Raw genomic sequence first — 15,743 nt, 5'->3', positions numbered from 1 at the left:
CATTAAACTATCCCTAATTCTACATTAAATGCTACTCTATTGCAATTAAAAAACTGTAAACACTATCTCCTAATATTGAACTTCTTATGGATTTTTAATGATAATCTGTACTTCAATCCTATTTACGAGCATTTTTAATCATCATTCGTGCAGCAAGTGCTCCGTCTGCAACCGCTTTCGAAACCTGTAAAAACCCACCAATGCAGTCACCTGCCGCAAACACACCGTCCACGTTGGTTTTAAAGTTTTCGTCCACTACAATATTGGTGCCTTCAGTAAGAATTCCCATTTTTACTGCAAAATCAAATGCCGATGCAGTACCCTCTGCTATAAAGATGCCATCAAGCTCCAGTGTGTCACCATCGCCAAATACCAAACGTTCTACTTTTGCATTTCCCGTTACCTCTGCAATGGTACGGGTATCAATCTTTACACTTTGAGGAGCTGCATTTTCCCATTCCGGTTCACGCCCATTTGTGCAAATCGTGATATCCTGCGAAAAACGTGTCAACTCGTCGGTTTCAGAAATAGCATAGTTTGCGTTGCCAAGTACAACAAGGCGTTTTCCGCGGTAAAAAAAACCATCACAAACAGCACACATGCTTACACCTTTGCCAAGGAATTCATCAATCCCTTTTATCTTAGTTTTAACGCGAGATTTTCCTGTAGTCAACAAAATTTGCTTGCCTTCGTATTCGCCTTTGTTGGTTCTAACTGTAAAGAAATTATCTTTTATAACAGAAAGAACTTCCTCATCCAATACATCACAGCCTAAAGTTTGTACTTGCTCCACACCGCGCTGCTGTAACTCTTTTCCGCTGATACCTTCGGGAAAACCATAATAGTTATCTATTTTTTCGGCGTTTTCAAGTCCTCCAATTCCCGATCCCAACACCAACGTTTTCAAGTTTGCGCGTACTGTGTACAAAGCAGCGGAGATTCCCGCCGGACCTTTACCTATAATAATAATATCGTACATTTGGTCACTTCCTTTCTAAACTATACTAATTATACATACATTGTAATGAAAAAAGCAAGCATACTTCTTATTATTTCTATAACGTTGAACATAATAAGCTATAAGTTGATATTGCAATTGACAATTTATGGACTTTTGGCTATACTTATAAGAGTTTTGCTCTGCACTTATCAATCTTATTAAAAAAGGTGATTATATTTGGGGATAACTACTCTGTTTTTGCTTGCGGTAGGGCTTTCAATGGATGCTTTTGCCGTGTCTATTACCAATGGCCTTTGCACAAAAAATATATCTAAAAAACAAACACTTCAAGTTGGTTTGGCTTTTGGATTAGCACAAGGTGTTATGCCTATTTTAGGCTATTTGGCTGGTCAAACCTTCAGTAACGCAATATCCAGTTTAGACCATTGGATTGCACTGATTTTTCTCGGTGCAATTGGCGGCAAGATGGTTATTGAAGCTTTGAAAGGCATGAAAGAACCGGAATCTTGTTCGGTGCAAGGGATATTAACCCTGAAGATGCTCATTTTACAAGCGATTGCCACAAGTATTGATGCTCTTGCTGTGGGAGTCAGTTTTGCGGTAATGAATGTAAACATTTGGGTTGCATCTTCATTTATTGCTTGTATCACTTTTATATTTGGTATTATTGGTGTGATTATCGGGAAGAAATCAGGCATATTTCTCAAATCCAAAGCAGAAATTGCTGGTGGAGTTATTTTAATTTTGATTGGCATTAAAATATTTGTTGAACATATGATGGCATAAAAACAGCCTTGTCCATAGTAATGGGCAAGGCTGTTTTTTTATATCTTTACACCAATAGCACTCTTGACTAAAGTGTTATTTAGAGCTATCATAAAAAGTACACATTTTAACGGTTTTAACTGATAAAGCACGAAAACATATCAATTAAATTAGTTAGGGGAGGAACCTGATTTTGAAAAGATTAATGTTGGGCAACGAAGCCGTTGCCCGTGGGTTATATGAGGCTGGGTGCGGTGTAGTATCAAGCTATCCGGGTACGCCCAGCACAGAAATTACAGAGCATGTCAGCGAGTATCAAGAAGTTTATTCTGAGTGGGCGCCAAACGAGAAGGTAGCTGCGGAGGTTGCACTCGGTGCATCCATTGCAGGTGCTCGCTCATTTTGTGCTATGAAGCATGTAGGCTTAAATGTTGCGGCAGACCCTATGTTTACCGCATCTTATACGGGTATAAACGGCGGTTTTATCATCGCGGTAGCAGATGACCAGGGGATGCATTCCTCACAAAACGAACAAGATTCCAGACATTACGCCATCGCTGCAAAACTGCCTATGGTAGAGCCAGCAGATTCTGCAGAGTGTAAAAACTATGTAAAAGCCGCTTTTGAGATTTCAGAGCAGTTTGATACACCTGTTCTGTTGCGCCTGTGTACCCGCGTATCGCATTCGCAAAGTATCGTAGAAGAAAACGACCGCGTTGAAGTTCCTCTTAAAGAATATATCAAAAATCCTCAAAAATATGTAATGATGCCGGGGAATGCAAAGGGCAGACATGTTGTAGTGGAGCAGCGCTGTAAAGAACTTATACAATTTGCCGAGAATACTTCTTTAAACACCGTTGAATATGCCGCAAATAATGAAATCGGTGTTATTGCGGCGGGCATTACTTATCAGTATGCAAAAGAAGCTTTGGGGGATAGTGTCAGTTACCTTAAAATTGGGCTTATCAATCCTCTTCCGCTTAAAAAAATTAAAGAGTTTGCCTCCAAAGTTAAAAAAGTATATGTAATAGAAGAACTGGACGATATTATTGAAACCCACTGCAAAAAGAATGGGATTGATGTTATTGGAAAAGAACTTTTCAGTAATATCGGTGAGTATTCGCAAAAACTGATTGCAGAAAAAATTCTGGGTAAGCAAACAGAGTTTGCAGAGTACAACGAAAATATACCCGTGCGCCCGCCAGTTATGTGCCCCGGCTGCCCGCACAGGGGGATGTTCTACACTTTAAACAAGATGAAACTTACGGTAAGCGGAGACATCGGTTGCTACACATTGGGTGCTGCGCCGCCGTTGGGTGCAATGGATACCTGTATTTGTATGGGTGCTTCCATCTCTGCACTGCACGGCTTTAATAAAGCACGCGGGGCAGAAGACCGCACCGTTGCTGTAATTGGTGATTCCACATTTATGCATTCGGGAATTACAGGTTTAATTAACATTACATACAATAAGGGTTATTCCACAGTAATTGTTGCTGATAATTCAATTACAGGGATGACTGGACATCAGCAGAACCCAACTACAGGCAAAACCTTACGGGGTGATATTGTTGAGCAGATAAGCATTGAAAAAGTATGCGATGCTGCCGGTGTAAAGCGTGTACGTGTGGTTGACCCAAACAACGTGGAAGAGCTGGAAGCAATTTTAAAAGAAGAGCTTGCCGTAAAAGAGCCGTCTGTACTCATTGCAAGACGTCCATGTGCTTTGCTTAAATACGTTAAACATAATCCTCCGTTTAAAATTATTGCAGAGAAATGCAAATCGTGCAAAGCATGCTTTAAGATAGGATGCCCTGCAATCAGTATGGCAAATGGCAAGGCAAGCATAGACAGCACCTTGTGTGTTGGCTGTAACCTATGTAAACCTTTGTGCGCGTTTGGTGCAATAGCAGAACAGGGGGAGGAACTATAGAATGAACAATGTAACAAGCATTATGATTGTGGGTGTAGGCGGTCAAGGAACATTGCTTGCCAGCCGTATTTTAGGCAATATGTTAGTTGGGCAGGGTTATGATGTAAAAGTTTCTGAGGTTCACGGTATGTCCCAGCGCGGCGGCTCGGTTGTAACCTATGTAAAGTACGGTAAAAAAGTATATTCGCCTATTATTGAAAAGGGCGAAGCCGATATCATTATCTCGTTTGAATTATGCGAAGCAGCTCGTTGGGTAAGCTACTTAAAAAAGGGCGGCAAGCTCATTGTGAATACGCAAAAAATTGCACCCATGCCAGTTATTACAGGTGCAGCAAAGTATCCCGAAAATGTAGTACATAACCTCAAGGCAACGGGGTGTCATGTTATCGCGTTGGATGCCTTGTCGCTTGCTGAGCAAGCGGGAACTGCTAAAGCAACCAACGTTGTACTTATGGGTGCTATTTCTACAAAAATGAGTTTTGATGAAACTATTTGGGAACAAACAATTGCCGAGCTAGTTCCCGCTAAGTTTCTTGATATCAATTTAAAAGCTTATCGTCTTGGCAGAATGCTTAAAGTGGAGGAATAAATAAATGCCTGAAAAATATTGGAACAGTATGGAAACTGCACCCTTGCACGAAATTCGCGCTCTTCAGTCTCTAAGGCTGTCTCAAACAGTACGCCATGCGTACAATAATATCTCTTTTTATAAAAAAAAGTTTGATGAGATGGGGCTTACCCCCGATGATATTCAATCGATTGATGATTTGCATAAACTGCCGTTTACATATAAGCAGGATTTACGCGATAATTACCCCTACGGGCTTTTTGCCGTGCCTCAAGACCAGATTGTAAGAATTCATGCTTCCAGCGGAACAACAGGCAAACAAACTGTAGTAGGCTATACAGCAAACGACCTTGTAACTTGGAGTGATTGCTGTGCCAGAGCACTTACTGCTGCAGGCGGTGATTCCAGTGACTATGTACATGTTTCTTACGGTTATGGCTTGTTTACCGGGGGCATGGGCTTGCATTATGGTGCCGAACGCATAAAAGCAACCGTAATCCCCGCATCGGTGGGTAATACTCAGCGCCAAATTCAAGTGATTCGTGATTTTGGTTCGAGCCTAATTTGCTGTACTCCATCTTACGCGATTGTACTTGGCGAAACGATGCGTGATATGGGTATTTCTACCTCAGAACTGAAGCTAAAAGCAGGTATTTTCGGTGCAGAACCTTGGACCGAAGAAATGCGTCATAAAATTGAATCTCTTCTCAACATCAAAGCTTACGATATTTACGGTTTGTCTGAGGTAATGGGTCCCGGTGTATCGTTTGAATGCTCCGAGCAAACAGGCATGCATGTGAACGAAGACCATTTTATCCCCGAAATCATTAACCCCGAAACTGGGGAGGTTCTGCCGGATGGGGAACAGGGCGAGCTGGTATTTACCGCTATTACAAAAGAGGCACTGCCCTTGCTGCGTTACCGTACCCGCGATATTGCCTCGCTAAGCCGCAAAAAGTGCTCTTGCGGAAGAACACTCATTAAAATGACCAAACCGGCGGGTAGAACCGACGATATGCTTATCATCCGCGGTGTTAACGTGTTCCCATCTCAAATCGAAAGTGTCTTGTTAAACCTTGGTATGGCACCGCATTATCAGTTGATTATCGACCGTGTTAACAACTTGGATGTGATGGAAGTTTTGGTTGAGATGAACCAGGATATGGAATTTGATGCTGTTCGTTTGGTTGAAAAAACCGAGGCGAGAATAAAAGCAGCGATAGATTCTACTTTGGGCATTTCTGCAAAAGTACATTTGGTTTCGCCAAAAACAATTGAGCGCAGCGAAGGTAAATCAAAGCGTGTTGTTGATAAACGCAAACTGCATGATTAAGGGTTAGCCGTTCTTTATTTTACCAATTTTTGTGCAATTGAATTTTAATTGATGCATAAATATGATATAATAACCGCAGTGTATGAAAAATAATTGAATTTTAATGGAAAACAGATGCCTACCGCCAAAACCACACATCGCCGATGATGCTTATAAAAGCTTTACTTCACCTAAGGAGGGTACAAGTATGACAATAAAACAATTATCCATTTTTGTTGAGAACAAATCGGGCAGGCTTTCGGAAATTACCGAAATTCTTCACAAAAATAATATTGATATCCGTGCCTTGTCCATTGCGGATACCACTAATTTTGGCATTCTGCGCATAATTGTCGATAATCCCGATAAGGCACAGGATGTATTAAAAGATGCGGGATTTACGGTTTCACTCACCAATGTTATTGCAATTGGTGTTGACGACCAGCCGGGCGGATTGTCAAAAATCATGAAATATCTTTCTGATAAGGATATTGGTGTAGAATATATGTATGCCTTTGTCAGTAAAGAAGATAATTCAGCCTATGTAATTATTCGCGTTGAAGATAATGCAAAGGCATTAGAGGTGCTGCAAAACAATCATGTTCCGATACTTACAGCAGCCAAAATTTATGAGATGTAGCTTAAAAAGGTCCAATTCACACAAAATATCCATATAAGGAGCCGATGATGCACACAAACACAATGAAAAAAATGCTGCCGTATCTGCTGCTTGCGGCTTTGCTTTTCTATGGGGTACCATCTTTGGCGGTAAACATAAAAGAAGGGGCAAAGTCTCTTATGGTGCTTGGTTTGCTGGCTGTAAACACAATTTATTGTTTTATTAGTGGCTTGCTGTTTACATTACGCAATGGCTTTCGCTGGTATTATCCTATACTGTTAGGTATTCTTTTTGTTCCTGCTGTTACTGCCTTTTATAACAGCAGTGCCACTATATACGTGTTTGCATATATGCTGCTTGCGGCTGCAGGCAGCGGGCTTGCGGTGCTGTTTAACAAGACTACACCAAACAAATGAGTAATTAAAAAAGCTTCTCCGTTTTTAGCGGAGAAGCTTTTTGCATTATTTATTCAGGTTCGATTAGTTCTTCTTTTGCCATGTTTGCTTCTATATAAAGTTTCGAAGCTTGTTCAATGGCAGGTAAGGCTTTTTGTAAGCTATCTGCACATCGCGTAATTTTTAGAATCATTCGTTGTTCTAGCACACGTGACACCAAAACAGTAACAATAGTTACCAAAGTAGATATCATTCCTGCCAGCATAATCCATTTTGTAAGCCCTTTTTTGTCTTTCATTCTGTAATGCTTCATAACAATTCGCCTCCCATATTCTGCTATCAGTATATCGCGGATATTACGTAAACGCAATCGGTTAGACGAATATTTTATGAAATCATTTCATATCTATTTGTATAGCAAACTGCAAAGGAATGATAACAATGAGGACAATCTATAAATCATCATCAACGCGTAGGCTGCTTTTGCGCTATTTTCATGCCTATCGTCAGGTCTTTTTTTATGCGACGCTTTTTTTAGCCGGTGTGTTGGCGGGTGCGTTGTTTCTTAAAAGTGTAAGCCCTGAGACAATTAAAAACCTATCTGTAATCGTGGGGCAGTTTGCAAAAAGGCGAGGCGAGCAAGATTTGCTCTCTACCTTTACATCGTCTTTTACCTCAACCGCATTGATGCTGGCAATTTTATTTGTATGCGGATTTTGTGCTGTAGCGCAGCCGGTGATTGTGCTGATGCCGTTTTTTCGCGGGTTAGGGTTTGGGTATCAAGCCGGGTACCTTTACGCACAGAACGGGTTTATGGGTGTTGGATATGTTGCAATGGTTTTGCTGCCCAATATGCTGCTGTCTACATTGATTCTTATCTACGGCTGTGGTGAGGCGTTTACGATGTCAACATCTTATTACAGAGCCGCAAAGCAGGATGGTGCCGCCAGCAGGCTGATAAACCCCCGTGTGTATTGTATGAAATTTGTAGTTTTGCTGGTTTTGGTTTTAATAGTATCTCTTATCGATACTGCCTGTACGTTTCTTTTTAGCAGGCTGTTTACTTTAATTTGAGGTTTTAAAACTTGACTATGATACAGATATGAGCTATAATCAAGATATTATTTTGCGGGGGAACTACGAGGTAGTTGAGAAGGTAAAACCTGACCCTTTGAACCTGTCGGTTAATACCGGCGTAGGGAAGCAATCAATTATACAAAAGTATGATTTAGTCAGAGTGCTTCTCAATAACGAGAAGCACTCTTTTCTATTTTACACAAAACTTAATATAGGCAATTTTGCAGGGAAACTACAAAGTAGTTGAGAAGGTAAAACCAAACCCTTTGAACCTGTTGGCTAATACCAACGTAGGGAGCATTCGCTTTTTCTGTAGGGTGCTTCTCATTTACAAAGAAGCACCCTTATTTTAATGAATATAAAAAGGAGATATTACTATGAAAAAAGTGTTGAGCATTGCCGGCTCTGATTGCAGCGGAGGTGCAGGAATACAAGCGGATTTAAAAACATTCTCGGCACATGGAGTATTTGGTATGAGTGTGATTGTTTCTGTGGTAGCAGAGAACACAAGCCGTGTCATTGATATACAAGATATTGCGCCGGATATGATTGAAAAACAAATTGATGCGGTGTTTGAGGATATTGAAGTGGATGCAGTCAAAATCGGCATGCTTTCCACACCCCGTTGTATGGAGGCAGTTGCTCGAAAACTTGCGCAATACAAACCGCAGAATGTAGTAATTGACCCTGTTATGTATGCAAAAAACGGCTGTCCGCTTATGAACCCCGATTCAATAGATACTCTGATTGAAGTGGTGCTTCCTTGTGCCGATTTGCTTACACCGAATATCCCCGAGGCTGAAAAAATAGCAAATATCAGTATAAACAGCACCAAAGATATGGAAGAAGCCGCAAAGCTGATTCATCAGATGGGCTGCAGAAATGTTCTTGTCAAAGGCGGTCATGCCGTGGGCGATGCTTTGGATGTTCTTTATGACGGTAAAAAATATTATCATTTTGAAACCAAACGCATCAACACCAAAAACACCCACGGGACAGGCTGTACATTTTCATCTTCAATCGCATCCAATCTGGCACTTGGTATGGATATGCCAAATGCTGTGGAACAGGCGAAAAAATATGTTACAACAGCGATTGAGCATTCGTTAAATATAGGCAAAGGCAATGGTCCTACACATCATTTTTACGATTTATATCAAAACGGTTTAAGAATTAAAGCAAATTAAGTTATTAAAAACCCTCCTGTTGCACAACAGGAGGGTTTCGTATTCTTCTATCTATATCGAAATGCTGTCAAAATTGCTGCCCGAAAGCACTAAAATATCACCTGTATTTATCATAGTAGAGCCTTTGGGTACAACTACTTTATCTCCACGTTTAAGCATGACAACCAATATTTCATCAGGAATATTTGCGTCCATCACACTTTTGCCCGCCCAAGGGCTGTCTCCAGTTATAGTAACCTCCAACAATTGGGTAAGTGACTCATCTTGATAATCGTTAAATGTTTTAAAAACCGATACATCGGACTCAACAAGATCGAGTTTTTTTGAAATAAAAGGGATAAGTGATCCCTGTAACCCAACTGAAAGCAGTGCAACCAAAAAAACAATATGGAAAATATCGTTATTTACCAACGCCCCTGAGTTAACCGCAAAAATAGCAAATACAATAGATGCTGCACCGCGCAGCCCTACCCACGCAACTAGTATTTGCGATTTAAGCGGAACTTTAAACGGTGTAAGAATAACAAAGGTTGCAACCGGGCGTGCGACCAAAAACATAAATATCGAAATCAGCGCCCCGGGTACCAATACGTTGTGCAGCTGAGATGGAAACGATAATAAACCCAGTGTAAAGAACAACAAAATCTGCATCAGCCACGATATACCGTCAAAAAAGTGCACCAAACTGCGTTTATGCAGTATTTTACTGTTGCCTAATATAATACCAATGATATAAACGCACAGATAGCCATTGCCTCCAACCAATTCTGCAAGGGCGTACCCCAATATAACCACTGCAGTTACTAAAATTGGGTATAAACCATCTATTTCCCAATTAATATAGCGCAAAGCATAGGCGGTTATCACGGCGAGAATTGCACCAATCACCAGCCCGAAAATTACTTGCTTGCCAAGCAATAAAATACCGGGTTCCTGTTGTTGCCCCGTCATAATCGAAATTACAAGGATGGTAAGCATGTAAGCAAACGGGTCATTGCTTCCGCTTTCAATTTCTAAAAGTGATGCCAAACCATTTTTAAGGTTAAGATTACGGGAGCGAAGAACCGAAAAAACAGAGGCTGCATCCGTTGATGCAAGCACCGAACCAATCAGTAAACCCTCCAATAATGAGGTTTTTAAAACAAGCTGACAAAATAAGCCGGTCAGCAGTGAGGTAAGCCCTACGCCAAGAGTAGAAAGTAATACAGCTTTTACAGCTACAGGCTTTGCAATTTTCCAGTTCGTGCCGAAACCGCCAAAAAACATGATAAAAATCAATCCGACTGAACAAATCTTGCTGGCTGTCTCAAAATTATCAAAACTTATTCCAACCAATCCATCCGAACCAAACAGCATGCCCAGCAGCAAAAACAAAAGCAACGCAGGTACACCGAAACGGTAAAAAATCCTGCTGGAAGTAACGGCGAGCAGAAGTATAATTGCTCCAATGATCATCAAATTTAGCATAAATGCTCTCCATTCATTTTAATATCCATTTTATTAGTATAACATTTTAGAGCAAAAGGGGCAATTACAGTTCTTTCGGTTTGCCTGCGATTAGTGTATTGTTGCCACCTCCGGTTGTTAGCAGAAAAACAGCGCACATTGCAAGTAAACTGAAAGAACTTGCAGCCGTACCGGATGTCATTGCTACAGGCTGCCCCAATCTTTCAAACACTGTAATTGTTTGCGGAAATATCCTTAATAAAACATCGAATACAAATAATGTTAGCATTCCGTGGAATATACGCGAGATTAAAAAAGGCTTTACATTAATACCGCTGCCATGTACCGCTGCAAGTACTTGACATATTACAGAAAGGCCTGAGAACGAAAGCAACGCCGCTGCCGCATGCAACCCGCTAAAGCTGAACTCAGATAGTGCTTTGCAACCTGTGGTAACCTCCAGTACACCAAATATGCAGGCTTCAAACCATTTACTGTTTAGTGCAGGAAAAATTTCTGTAAAAGCATTTACAAGCGATGTAATTGCCCCTGTGGAAGTCAGCAGAGAAGTAATTGCCGAAAATAATATCACAAAAGAGCATATGGATATCATTCCTGCCGATGCATCATTTACCGACTGCACAAAACAAATACTGTAAGGACGAAAACGGTAGGGCGGGCTGCTGGGCGGTTCCTCCTCTTTTCTTGATAAAAGACCTAGAGCGATTCCAATTATTAGTGATGATGTAAATTGAGCTGCCAACAGTAAAATGCCAAGTTTCATAGAACCGAACATGCCTGCTCCTACTGCACACATCAAAAACGGTGGCCCTGCATTTACGCAAAAGCATAACATTCTGCTTGCTGTTTTTTCGGACAAATGCCGCTGATTTACCATTAGCGTCAATGTGCGTGCTCCAACAGGGTAACCGCCAACCCAACCCATTAAAAGCGGGGATGCTGCCGCAACAGGTAAACGAAAAACATATTTAGTTATCGGCGAAAAAATTTTGTTCAGCATAAATGAAATCCTGCTCGTTGCCATAAATCCCGACAGCACCATAAATGGGAACAAAGAGGGTATCACCACATCGGAGCAAAGCCTTAACCCCTCGCGTACTCCGCTGCCTACAATTTGTGAGCTGCTTAAAAATAATATGGCTGTTAAAATACAAAAGCATGTCAAAATAAATACGCCACAGTGCCTAATATCTGGTTTTTTTATGAAATGTTCCATAACTGCTCACCTCTTACAAAAGCATATGAGTACAAGGACACCGCATATGTATTATGAGAAATAGTTTGCATGACGGAGGAATACAGCATGAGAAAAAACAGGCGCAGAACAGTCCCGCAAGAGCAGCCTGAAGTAAAACCATCAAAACTTGCTCGTGCATTTGACATACCCGAGGGCGTGTTTTCTGATTTTTCGCAGATCTCACTCTCAGGCAATCGTGAGGCGGTTATCGAAGGATGCGGCGGCATACTGGAATACGATTCCACATTGATTAAACTCAGCCTAAATAAAATGATTCTTCAATTTACAGGAAGAAACCTCGAGATAAAATGTATGACGGGCGAAAGTGTAATTGTACAAGGTTTTATCTTGGGTTTGCAATTTCTTGTTTAGCTGCCGTATAGTTGCCGATTACGAAGAATTGCAGCAAAGGAGCCCGTTTATATGTTTATAATAAAGTTTATTCGTTATCTTAAGGGATATGTCATGTTCACGGCAACAGGCGTATTTCTTGAACGCTTTCTCAATATGATTGTACGCAAAGGTGTTAACGTTTGGGATGTACAAAAAAAAGAAACTGTGCTCACTGCTTGTACAGATGTTCGCTCTTACAAGTCTTTGCGTCCTTATGCAAAAAAAACGGGTGTAAGGCTGCGTGTAAAACAACGATATGGTACTCCGTTTAAAGTAAGGCGCTACCACAAGCGGGTGGGCTTGCTTGTTGGTACCCTGTTTTTTTTAATTTTTTTGTGTGCAATGGGGCAGTTTATATGGCGCATAGAAGTTGTTGGCAATGTTGAAGTTTCGTCGGATGAGATATTATCTACTGTAAACGAATTGGGGCTGAAAACAGGAGCATTTAAAGGCAAGCTGAATGCACGCGATATAGAGCGAACAGCATTGCTCAGGTTGCAGCATCTGTCTTGGATAGCAGTTAATATAGACGGCAGCACCGCAACCGTTGAGGTGCGTGAACGGGTAATGCCGCCCGAAATGTTCCCCGACCACGACACCCCTTGTAATATAGTAGCATCACAAACAGGGTTAATTACATATATGGAGGTTTATGAGGGACAGAACATTTTAAAAGTTGGTGATACTGTAAAACAAGGTGATGTAATTGTCAGCGGCATTATTGAAGATAAAAAAGGGCAGGCTACTTATAAACACGCAAGAGCCAAAGTAATAGCACAAACGGAGTACGAAATAACTGTAGAACAGCCACTTGTAAAAGATGAAAAAGTAATGAAGGGTCTGCAAAAACATCGACGTTATCTGCGTATATTCGGTGTTGATTTTCCTTTATTCATCTATCGCCCGTTCAAGGTAGCCTATGATTTAAAACGCGAAGCACAACCGCTTAATTTATTCGGTATCTCATTGCCGATGACGTTTGTTGATGAAACTTACGATTTTTATGTTATGGAACAGCACCCCATTACGAAAGAACAGGCGAAACGTGAAGCAGAAGCTGTTTTGTTACAAAAAGAAACAGAAGAATTGAAAACGGCAAAAATAATTGAAAAAGAATTGGAGGAACAAGAATTAGACAACATGTACAAAATTAAAGCAAAATATCTTTGCAATATTGATATAGCAAAACAACAAGAAATTTTAATAAACGGATAGAACTTTTCAAATAAAAATGCTATAATAAGATAAGTGTAGCAAAAGATACAAAATTTTTTACGATTTTTGTTGGAAACAAGAAAAAAGGAATGTAAATGAATGATCGAACAGTTTGTTGATGTCGATAGAATGGAACATACATTGGAGTTATTTGGCAGCTTTGATGAAAATATTAAAATGCTTGAAAATGAATACCACGTGTGCATACTAAATCGCGGCTCACAAGTCAAGGTCAGCGGAGAAGCCCAAGATGTTGCAACGGCAATCCGAGCGATTCGCAGTTTGCTGGAGCTGCTCAACAAAGGCGAGGTGCTATCTGAACAAAACGTACGCTACATCATAGATTTGGTATCTGAAGGCAACGAAGAGCAGGCAGCAAAGCTTGCAAACGATATGGTATGTATTACAGCAAAGGGCAGGCCGATTAAGGCAAAAACCTTGGGGCAAAAAACTTATGTAGAGTCGATCCGCAAAAGCACCATTACGTTGGGGGTTGGCCCTGCGGGTACCGGTAAAACCTATCTTGCCGTTGCAATGGCGGTCAAAGCTTTTCGTGCCAACGAAATTAACAAAATTATTCTTACAAGGCCAGCAGTAGAGGCAGGCGAAAAACTTGGTTTTCTTCCGGGCGATTTGCAAAATAAGGTTGACCCCTATCTGCGCCCGCTGTACGATGCATTGTTTGATATGTTGGGCGCAGACAACTACCAGAAATACGTTGAGCGCGGCAATATAGAGGTAGCACCTCTCGCTTATATGCGCGGGCGTACGTTGGATGATTCTTTTATCATCCTTGATGAAGCACAGAATACGACGCCGGAACAAATGAAAATGTTTTTAACCAGGCTCGGCTTCAACTCCAAAGCGATCATTACAGGCGACATTACTCAAATCGATCTACCGGATACCAAAAAATCTGGGCTGGTAGAGGCTACTAAAGTGTTGAAAAACATCGATGACATTTCAATTGTACGCTTTACAGAAAAAGACGTTGTTCGTCATCGTTTGGTTCAACAGATTATCAAAGCATATGAAAAATTCTACGAGGAGGGTAAAAAATTCCGCTAGGCTCAAAAAGTCAGATGGAAAAATATTATGATGGACAGTGTAAAAGTATATATTACAAATAGACAAAAGGATGTAAAAATTCCTACAGGAACAAGGTTGCTTATTCGCCGTTGCTGCCATGCAGTACTTGATATGGAGGGTATGACAGGTGTTGCAGAAGTGAGTGTCAGCTTTCTTAATAATAAGCAAATTCGCGAACTTAATTTAGAGTACCGTAATATTGATAAAGAAACCGATGTGCTTTCTTTCCCTATGGGGGAGAATGGCGTTTACGATACAAACCAAGAAACCGGGGCGAAAGTACTCGGTGATATTGCAATTTCTGTAGAAAAAGCAACCGAGCAAGCAGAGATTTACGGGCATTCGTTTAGCCGCGAAATAGGGTTTCTTACCGTTCATTCTATGCTGCACCTGCTTGGTTACGACCATGAGGTAAGCGGGATTGAAGCAATGAAAATGCGAGAAAAAGAAGAAGAGGTTCTTGCAAAGCTTGGTTTGCAGCGCGATTCCAGCTATGTATTAGAAAGCAATGAGTAATCAAATACGCAATTTGGTTACAAGTTTTCGCAACGCTGCACGCGGAGTAGTGTACTGCGTCAATAACGAACGCAACATGCGTATTCATATCGTTGTGGCTTGCTACATTATTGTGTTCAGCGGCTATTTTAATCTTACACAGCTTCAGTTTGCATTGATGCTTTGCGCTATCGCGTTGGTAATAGCGATGGAAATGATAAATACTGCAGTGGAAGTGCTTGTGGACATCAGTTCGCCCGCCTACAACAGTTTGGCACGTATTGCAAAAGACATTGCAGCGGGTGCTGTTTTGGTATGCGCGGTTTTTGCGTTTGCAATCGGCTTGCTGTTGTTTTTTAAGCCTGCCGTACTATGGCGCATCTTGTTCATTTTGTGTACAAGCCCCCTCTACGGTGGTTTGTTTTTACTTTCTGCGGTGTTTGCAGTATTATTTATCTTTATAGGGCCTGTTAAAATTTGGAGATGGATAGTTCGACGTTAGGAGAAAAATGAACATAAAAATAAGACATGCAACCGTACAGGATGTCTCAATAATCAGCCAAATTCATGCGGAATGCTGGAAAACAGCGTACCGTGGTATTATACCTCAAAAATATTTGGATGAGTTGAAGGTCGATTTTTGGATTCCAACATTTACGAATTGGATTGAAAACAGAATTTTTTCGGTTTATCTGATTTGTGTTGATGAGATTCCTGTTGGATGTACTGCATATGGAAAATCAAGAGATGACAAGCTGCCGGATTGGGGTGAAGTCATTTCTGTCTACATACGTTCCGATTATTGGGGTAAAGGTCTTGCAAAAAAATTGCTAGAATATGTTTTACTTTGTATGAGGCAGGATGGTTACCGTAATTGTTATTTATGGGTACTAAAAGAGAATTTAAGAGCAAGACATTTTTATGAAAAAATACGATTTGAATGGAATCAGGATGAATTATTTAGCGATATTATGGGAAAACAAATAGTTGATGTAAGATATGTTTTGAAATTTGAATGATTCAAGAAACG

At 40.8% G+C, this 15,743-nt stretch carries 18 protein-coding genes and 2 riboswitches; of the genes, 14 read left to right on the top strand and 4 right to left on the bottom strand.

Going from position 1 to position 15,743, the window contains the following annotated elements; genetic code table 11:
- Window positions 1–118: 118 nt before the first annotated feature.
- Entirely contained in the window at window positions 119–979 is an 861-nt protein-coding gene (locus EDD70_RS07345) for an NAD(P)/FAD-dependent oxidoreductase (RefSeq protein WP_092751483.1), read from the bottom strand.
- A 198-nt stretch (window positions 980–1,177) separates the two neighbouring features.
- On the opposite strand from EDD70_RS07345, the gene EDD70_RS07340 reads away from it, so the two are divergent.
- The 6 genes from EDD70_RS07340 to EDD70_RS07315 all read left to right on the top strand — a co-directional run bounded on the left by EDD70_RS07340 (window position 1,178) and on the right by EDD70_RS07315 (window position 6,574).
- Window positions 1,178–1,747: a manganese efflux pump MntP gene (locus EDD70_RS07340; RefSeq protein WP_092751485.1), complete on the top strand. Its 570-nt coding sequence runs from the start codon at window positions 1,178–1,180 to the stop codon at window positions 1,745–1,747.
- 172 nt (window positions 1,748–1,919) lie between these two features.
- Window positions 1,920–3,659, top strand: a complete 1,740-nt coding sequence (iorA, locus tag EDD70_RS07335) for an indolepyruvate ferredoxin oxidoreductase subunit alpha (RefSeq protein ID WP_205408577.1) — start codon at window positions 1,920–1,922, stop codon at window positions 3,657–3,659.
- Window position 3,660: 1 nt separating this feature from the next.
- Window positions 3,661–4,248 carry an indolepyruvate oxidoreductase subunit beta gene (locus EDD70_RS07330; protein ID WP_092751487.1) on the top strand — a complete coding sequence of 196 codons (588 nt, stop codon included), beginning with the start codon at window positions 3,661–3,663 and terminating at the stop codon, window positions 4,246–4,248.
- Between the two features lie 4 nt (window positions 4,249–4,252).
- Window positions 4,253–5,560, top strand: a complete 1,308-nt coding sequence (locus tag EDD70_RS07325) for a phenylacetate--CoA ligase family protein (protein WP_092751488.1) — start codon at window positions 4,253–4,255, stop codon at window positions 5,558–5,560.
- Between the two features lie 187 nt (window positions 5,561–5,747).
- Window positions 5,748–6,179: an ACT domain-containing protein gene (locus tag EDD70_RS07320; protein ID WP_092751490.1), complete on the top strand. Its 432-nt coding sequence runs from the start codon at window positions 5,748–5,750 to the stop codon at window positions 6,177–6,179.
- Between the two features lie 44 nt (window positions 6,180–6,223).
- A complete protein-coding gene (locus EDD70_RS07315) occupies window positions 6,224–6,574 on the top strand; it encodes a hypothetical protein (RefSeq protein WP_123811021.1) in 351 nt (116 codons plus the stop codon).
- A 49-nt stretch (window positions 6,575–6,623) separates the two neighbouring features.
- On the opposite strand, the gene EDD70_RS07310 is transcribed toward EDD70_RS07315, so the two are convergent.
- Complete coding sequence (locus tag EDD70_RS07310) at window positions 6,624–6,866, bottom strand: hypothetical protein (RefSeq protein ID WP_092751494.1); 243 nt, start codon at window positions 6,864–6,866, stop codon at window positions 6,624–6,626.
- A 128-nt stretch (window positions 6,867–6,994) separates the two neighbouring features.
- Between EDD70_RS07310 and EDD70_RS07305 the strand changes: the two genes are divergently transcribed.
- Together EDD70_RS07305 and thiD are read left to right on the top strand one after the other, a co-directional pair.
- A complete protein-coding gene (locus EDD70_RS07305) occupies window positions 6,995–7,627 on the top strand; it encodes a stage II sporulation protein M (RefSeq protein ID WP_162840776.1) in 633 nt (210 codons plus the stop codon).
- A gap of 46 nt (window positions 7,628–7,673) precedes the next feature.
- Window positions 7,674–7,773, top strand: a riboswitch (TPP riboswitch).
- Window positions 7,774–7,845: 72 nt separating this feature from the next.
- A riboswitch (TPP riboswitch) is annotated at window positions 7,846–7,944 on the top strand.
- Between the two features lie 63 nt (window positions 7,945–8,007).
- Entirely contained in the window at window positions 8,008–8,817 is an 810-nt protein-coding gene (gene thiD, locus EDD70_RS07300; RefSeq protein ID WP_092751498.1) for a bifunctional hydroxymethylpyrimidine kinase/phosphomethylpyrimidine kinase, read from the top strand.
- A 51-nt stretch (window positions 8,818–8,868) separates the two neighbouring features.
- Here thiD and EDD70_RS07295 read toward each other — a convergent pair whose 3' ends face one another.
- The gene (locus tag EDD70_RS07295; RefSeq protein WP_092751500.1) at window positions 8,869–10,284 is read right to left on the bottom strand and encodes a potassium/proton antiporter; all 1,416 of its coding nucleotides are present in this window, start codon (window positions 10,282–10,284) and stop codon (window positions 8,869–8,871) included.
- Between the two features lie 64 nt (window positions 10,285–10,348).
- The gene (locus tag EDD70_RS07290; RefSeq protein ID WP_092751502.1) at window positions 10,349–11,500 is read right to left on the bottom strand and encodes a hypothetical protein; all 1,152 of its coding nucleotides are present in this window, start codon (window positions 11,498–11,500) and stop codon (window positions 10,349–10,351) included.
- Window positions 11,501–11,587: 87 nt separating this feature from the next.
- Here EDD70_RS07290 and EDD70_RS07285 point away from each other — a divergent pair, with 87 nt between their 5' ends.
- The 6 genes from EDD70_RS07285 (at window position 11,588) to EDD70_RS07260 (ending at window position 15,732) form a co-directional block, all read left to right on the top strand.
- Entirely contained in the window at window positions 11,588–11,893 is a 306-nt protein-coding gene (locus EDD70_RS07285) for a YabP/YqfC family sporulation protein (protein WP_092751504.1), read from the top strand.
- Between the two features lie 51 nt (window positions 11,894–11,944).
- Window positions 11,945–13,129, top strand: coding sequence for a sporulation protein YqfD (gene yqfD, locus EDD70_RS07280; protein WP_092751506.1), 1,185 nt, complete (start codon window positions 11,945–11,947; stop codon window positions 13,127–13,129).
- 99 nt (window positions 13,130–13,228) lie between these two features.
- Window positions 13,229–14,197 carry a PhoH family protein gene (locus EDD70_RS07275; RefSeq protein WP_092751508.1) on the top strand — a complete coding sequence of 323 codons (969 nt, stop codon included), beginning with the start codon at window positions 13,229–13,231 and terminating at the stop codon, window positions 14,195–14,197.
- A gap of 30 nt (window positions 14,198–14,227) precedes the next feature.
- Window positions 14,228–14,734, top strand: a complete 507-nt coding sequence (gene ybeY / locus EDD70_RS07270) for an rRNA maturation RNase YbeY (RefSeq protein WP_092754460.1) — start codon at window positions 14,228–14,230, stop codon at window positions 14,732–14,734.
- A complete protein-coding gene (locus EDD70_RS07265; RefSeq protein WP_092751510.1) occupies window positions 14,727–15,215 on the top strand; it encodes a diacylglycerol kinase family protein in 489 nt (162 codons plus the stop codon). The genes ybeY and EDD70_RS07265 overlap by 8 nt, the downstream gene beginning before the upstream one ends.
- 7 nt (window positions 15,216–15,222) lie before the next feature.
- A complete protein-coding gene (locus tag EDD70_RS07260; RefSeq protein ID WP_092751512.1) occupies window positions 15,223–15,732 on the top strand; it encodes a GNAT family N-acetyltransferase in 510 nt (169 codons plus the stop codon).
- Window positions 15,733–15,743: the final 11 nt, after the last annotated feature.

Origin of the sequence: Hydrogenoanaerobacterium saccharovorans, assembly GCF_003814745.1 — a bacterium.
Classification (GTDB): Bacteria; Bacillota; Clostridia; order Oscillospirales; family Ruminococcaceae; genus Hydrogenoanaerobacterium; species Hydrogenoanaerobacterium saccharovorans.
The sequence above is the reverse complement of the archived record's forward strand: the minus strand, read 5'-3'. Positions and strand labels throughout refer to the sequence as shown.

What these genes read in the sequence shown, in the direction of transcription:
- EDD70_RS07310 (WP_092751494.1), bottom strand. Translation starts at nt 6,866, where the DNA reads ATGAAGCATTACAGAATGAAAGACAAAAAAGGGCTTACAAAATGGATT.
- EDD70_RS07290 (WP_092751502.1), bottom strand. Translation starts at nt 11,500, where the DNA reads ATGGAACATTTCATAAAAAAACCAGATATTAGGCACTGTGGCGTATTT.
- EDD70_RS07315 (WP_123811021.1), top strand. Translation starts at nt 6,224, where the DNA reads ATGATGCACACAAACACAATGAAAAAAATGCTGCCGTATCTGCTGCTT.
- EDD70_RS07345 (WP_092751483.1), bottom strand. Translation starts at nt 979, where the DNA reads ATGTACGATATTATTATTATAGGTAAAGGTCCGGCGGGAATCTCCGCT.
- EDD70_RS07265 (WP_092751510.1), top strand. Translation starts at nt 14,727, where the DNA reads ATGAGTAATCAAATACGCAATTTGGTTACAAGTTTTCGCAACGCTGCA.
- yqfD (WP_092751506.1), top strand. Translation starts at nt 11,945, where the DNA reads ATGTTTATAATAAAGTTTATTCGTTATCTTAAGGGATATGTCATGTTC.
- EDD70_RS07295 (WP_092751500.1), bottom strand. Translation starts at nt 10,284, where the DNA reads ATGCTAAATTTGATGATCATTGGAGCAATTATACTTCTGCTCGCCGTT.
- EDD70_RS07275 (WP_092751508.1), top strand. Translation starts at nt 13,229, where the DNA reads ATGATCGAACAGTTTGTTGATGTCGATAGAATGGAACATACATTGGAG.
- EDD70_RS07305 (WP_162840776.1), top strand. Translation starts at nt 6,995, where the DNA reads ATGAGGACAATCTATAAATCATCATCAACGCGTAGGCTGCTTTTGCGC.
- EDD70_RS07320 (WP_092751490.1), top strand. Translation starts at nt 5,748, where the DNA reads ATGACAATAAAACAATTATCCATTTTTGTTGAGAACAAATCGGGCAGG.
- thiD (WP_092751498.1), top strand. Translation starts at nt 8,008, where the DNA reads ATGAAAAAAGTGTTGAGCATTGCCGGCTCTGATTGCAGCGGAGGTGCA.
- EDD70_RS07285 (WP_092751504.1), top strand. Translation starts at nt 11,588, where the DNA reads ATGAGAAAAAACAGGCGCAGAACAGTCCCGCAAGAGCAGCCTGAAGTA.
- EDD70_RS07325 (WP_092751488.1), top strand. Translation starts at nt 4,253, where the DNA reads ATGCCTGAAAAATATTGGAACAGTATGGAAACTGCACCCTTGCACGAA.
- ybeY (WP_092754460.1), top strand. Translation starts at nt 14,228, where the DNA reads ATGGACAGTGTAAAAGTATATATTACAAATAGACAAAAGGATGTAAAA.
- EDD70_RS07260 (WP_092751512.1), top strand. Translation starts at nt 15,223, where the DNA reads ATGAACATAAAAATAAGACATGCAACCGTACAGGATGTCTCAATAATC.
- EDD70_RS07330 (WP_092751487.1), top strand. Translation starts at nt 3,661, where the DNA reads ATGAACAATGTAACAAGCATTATGATTGTGGGTGTAGGCGGTCAAGGA.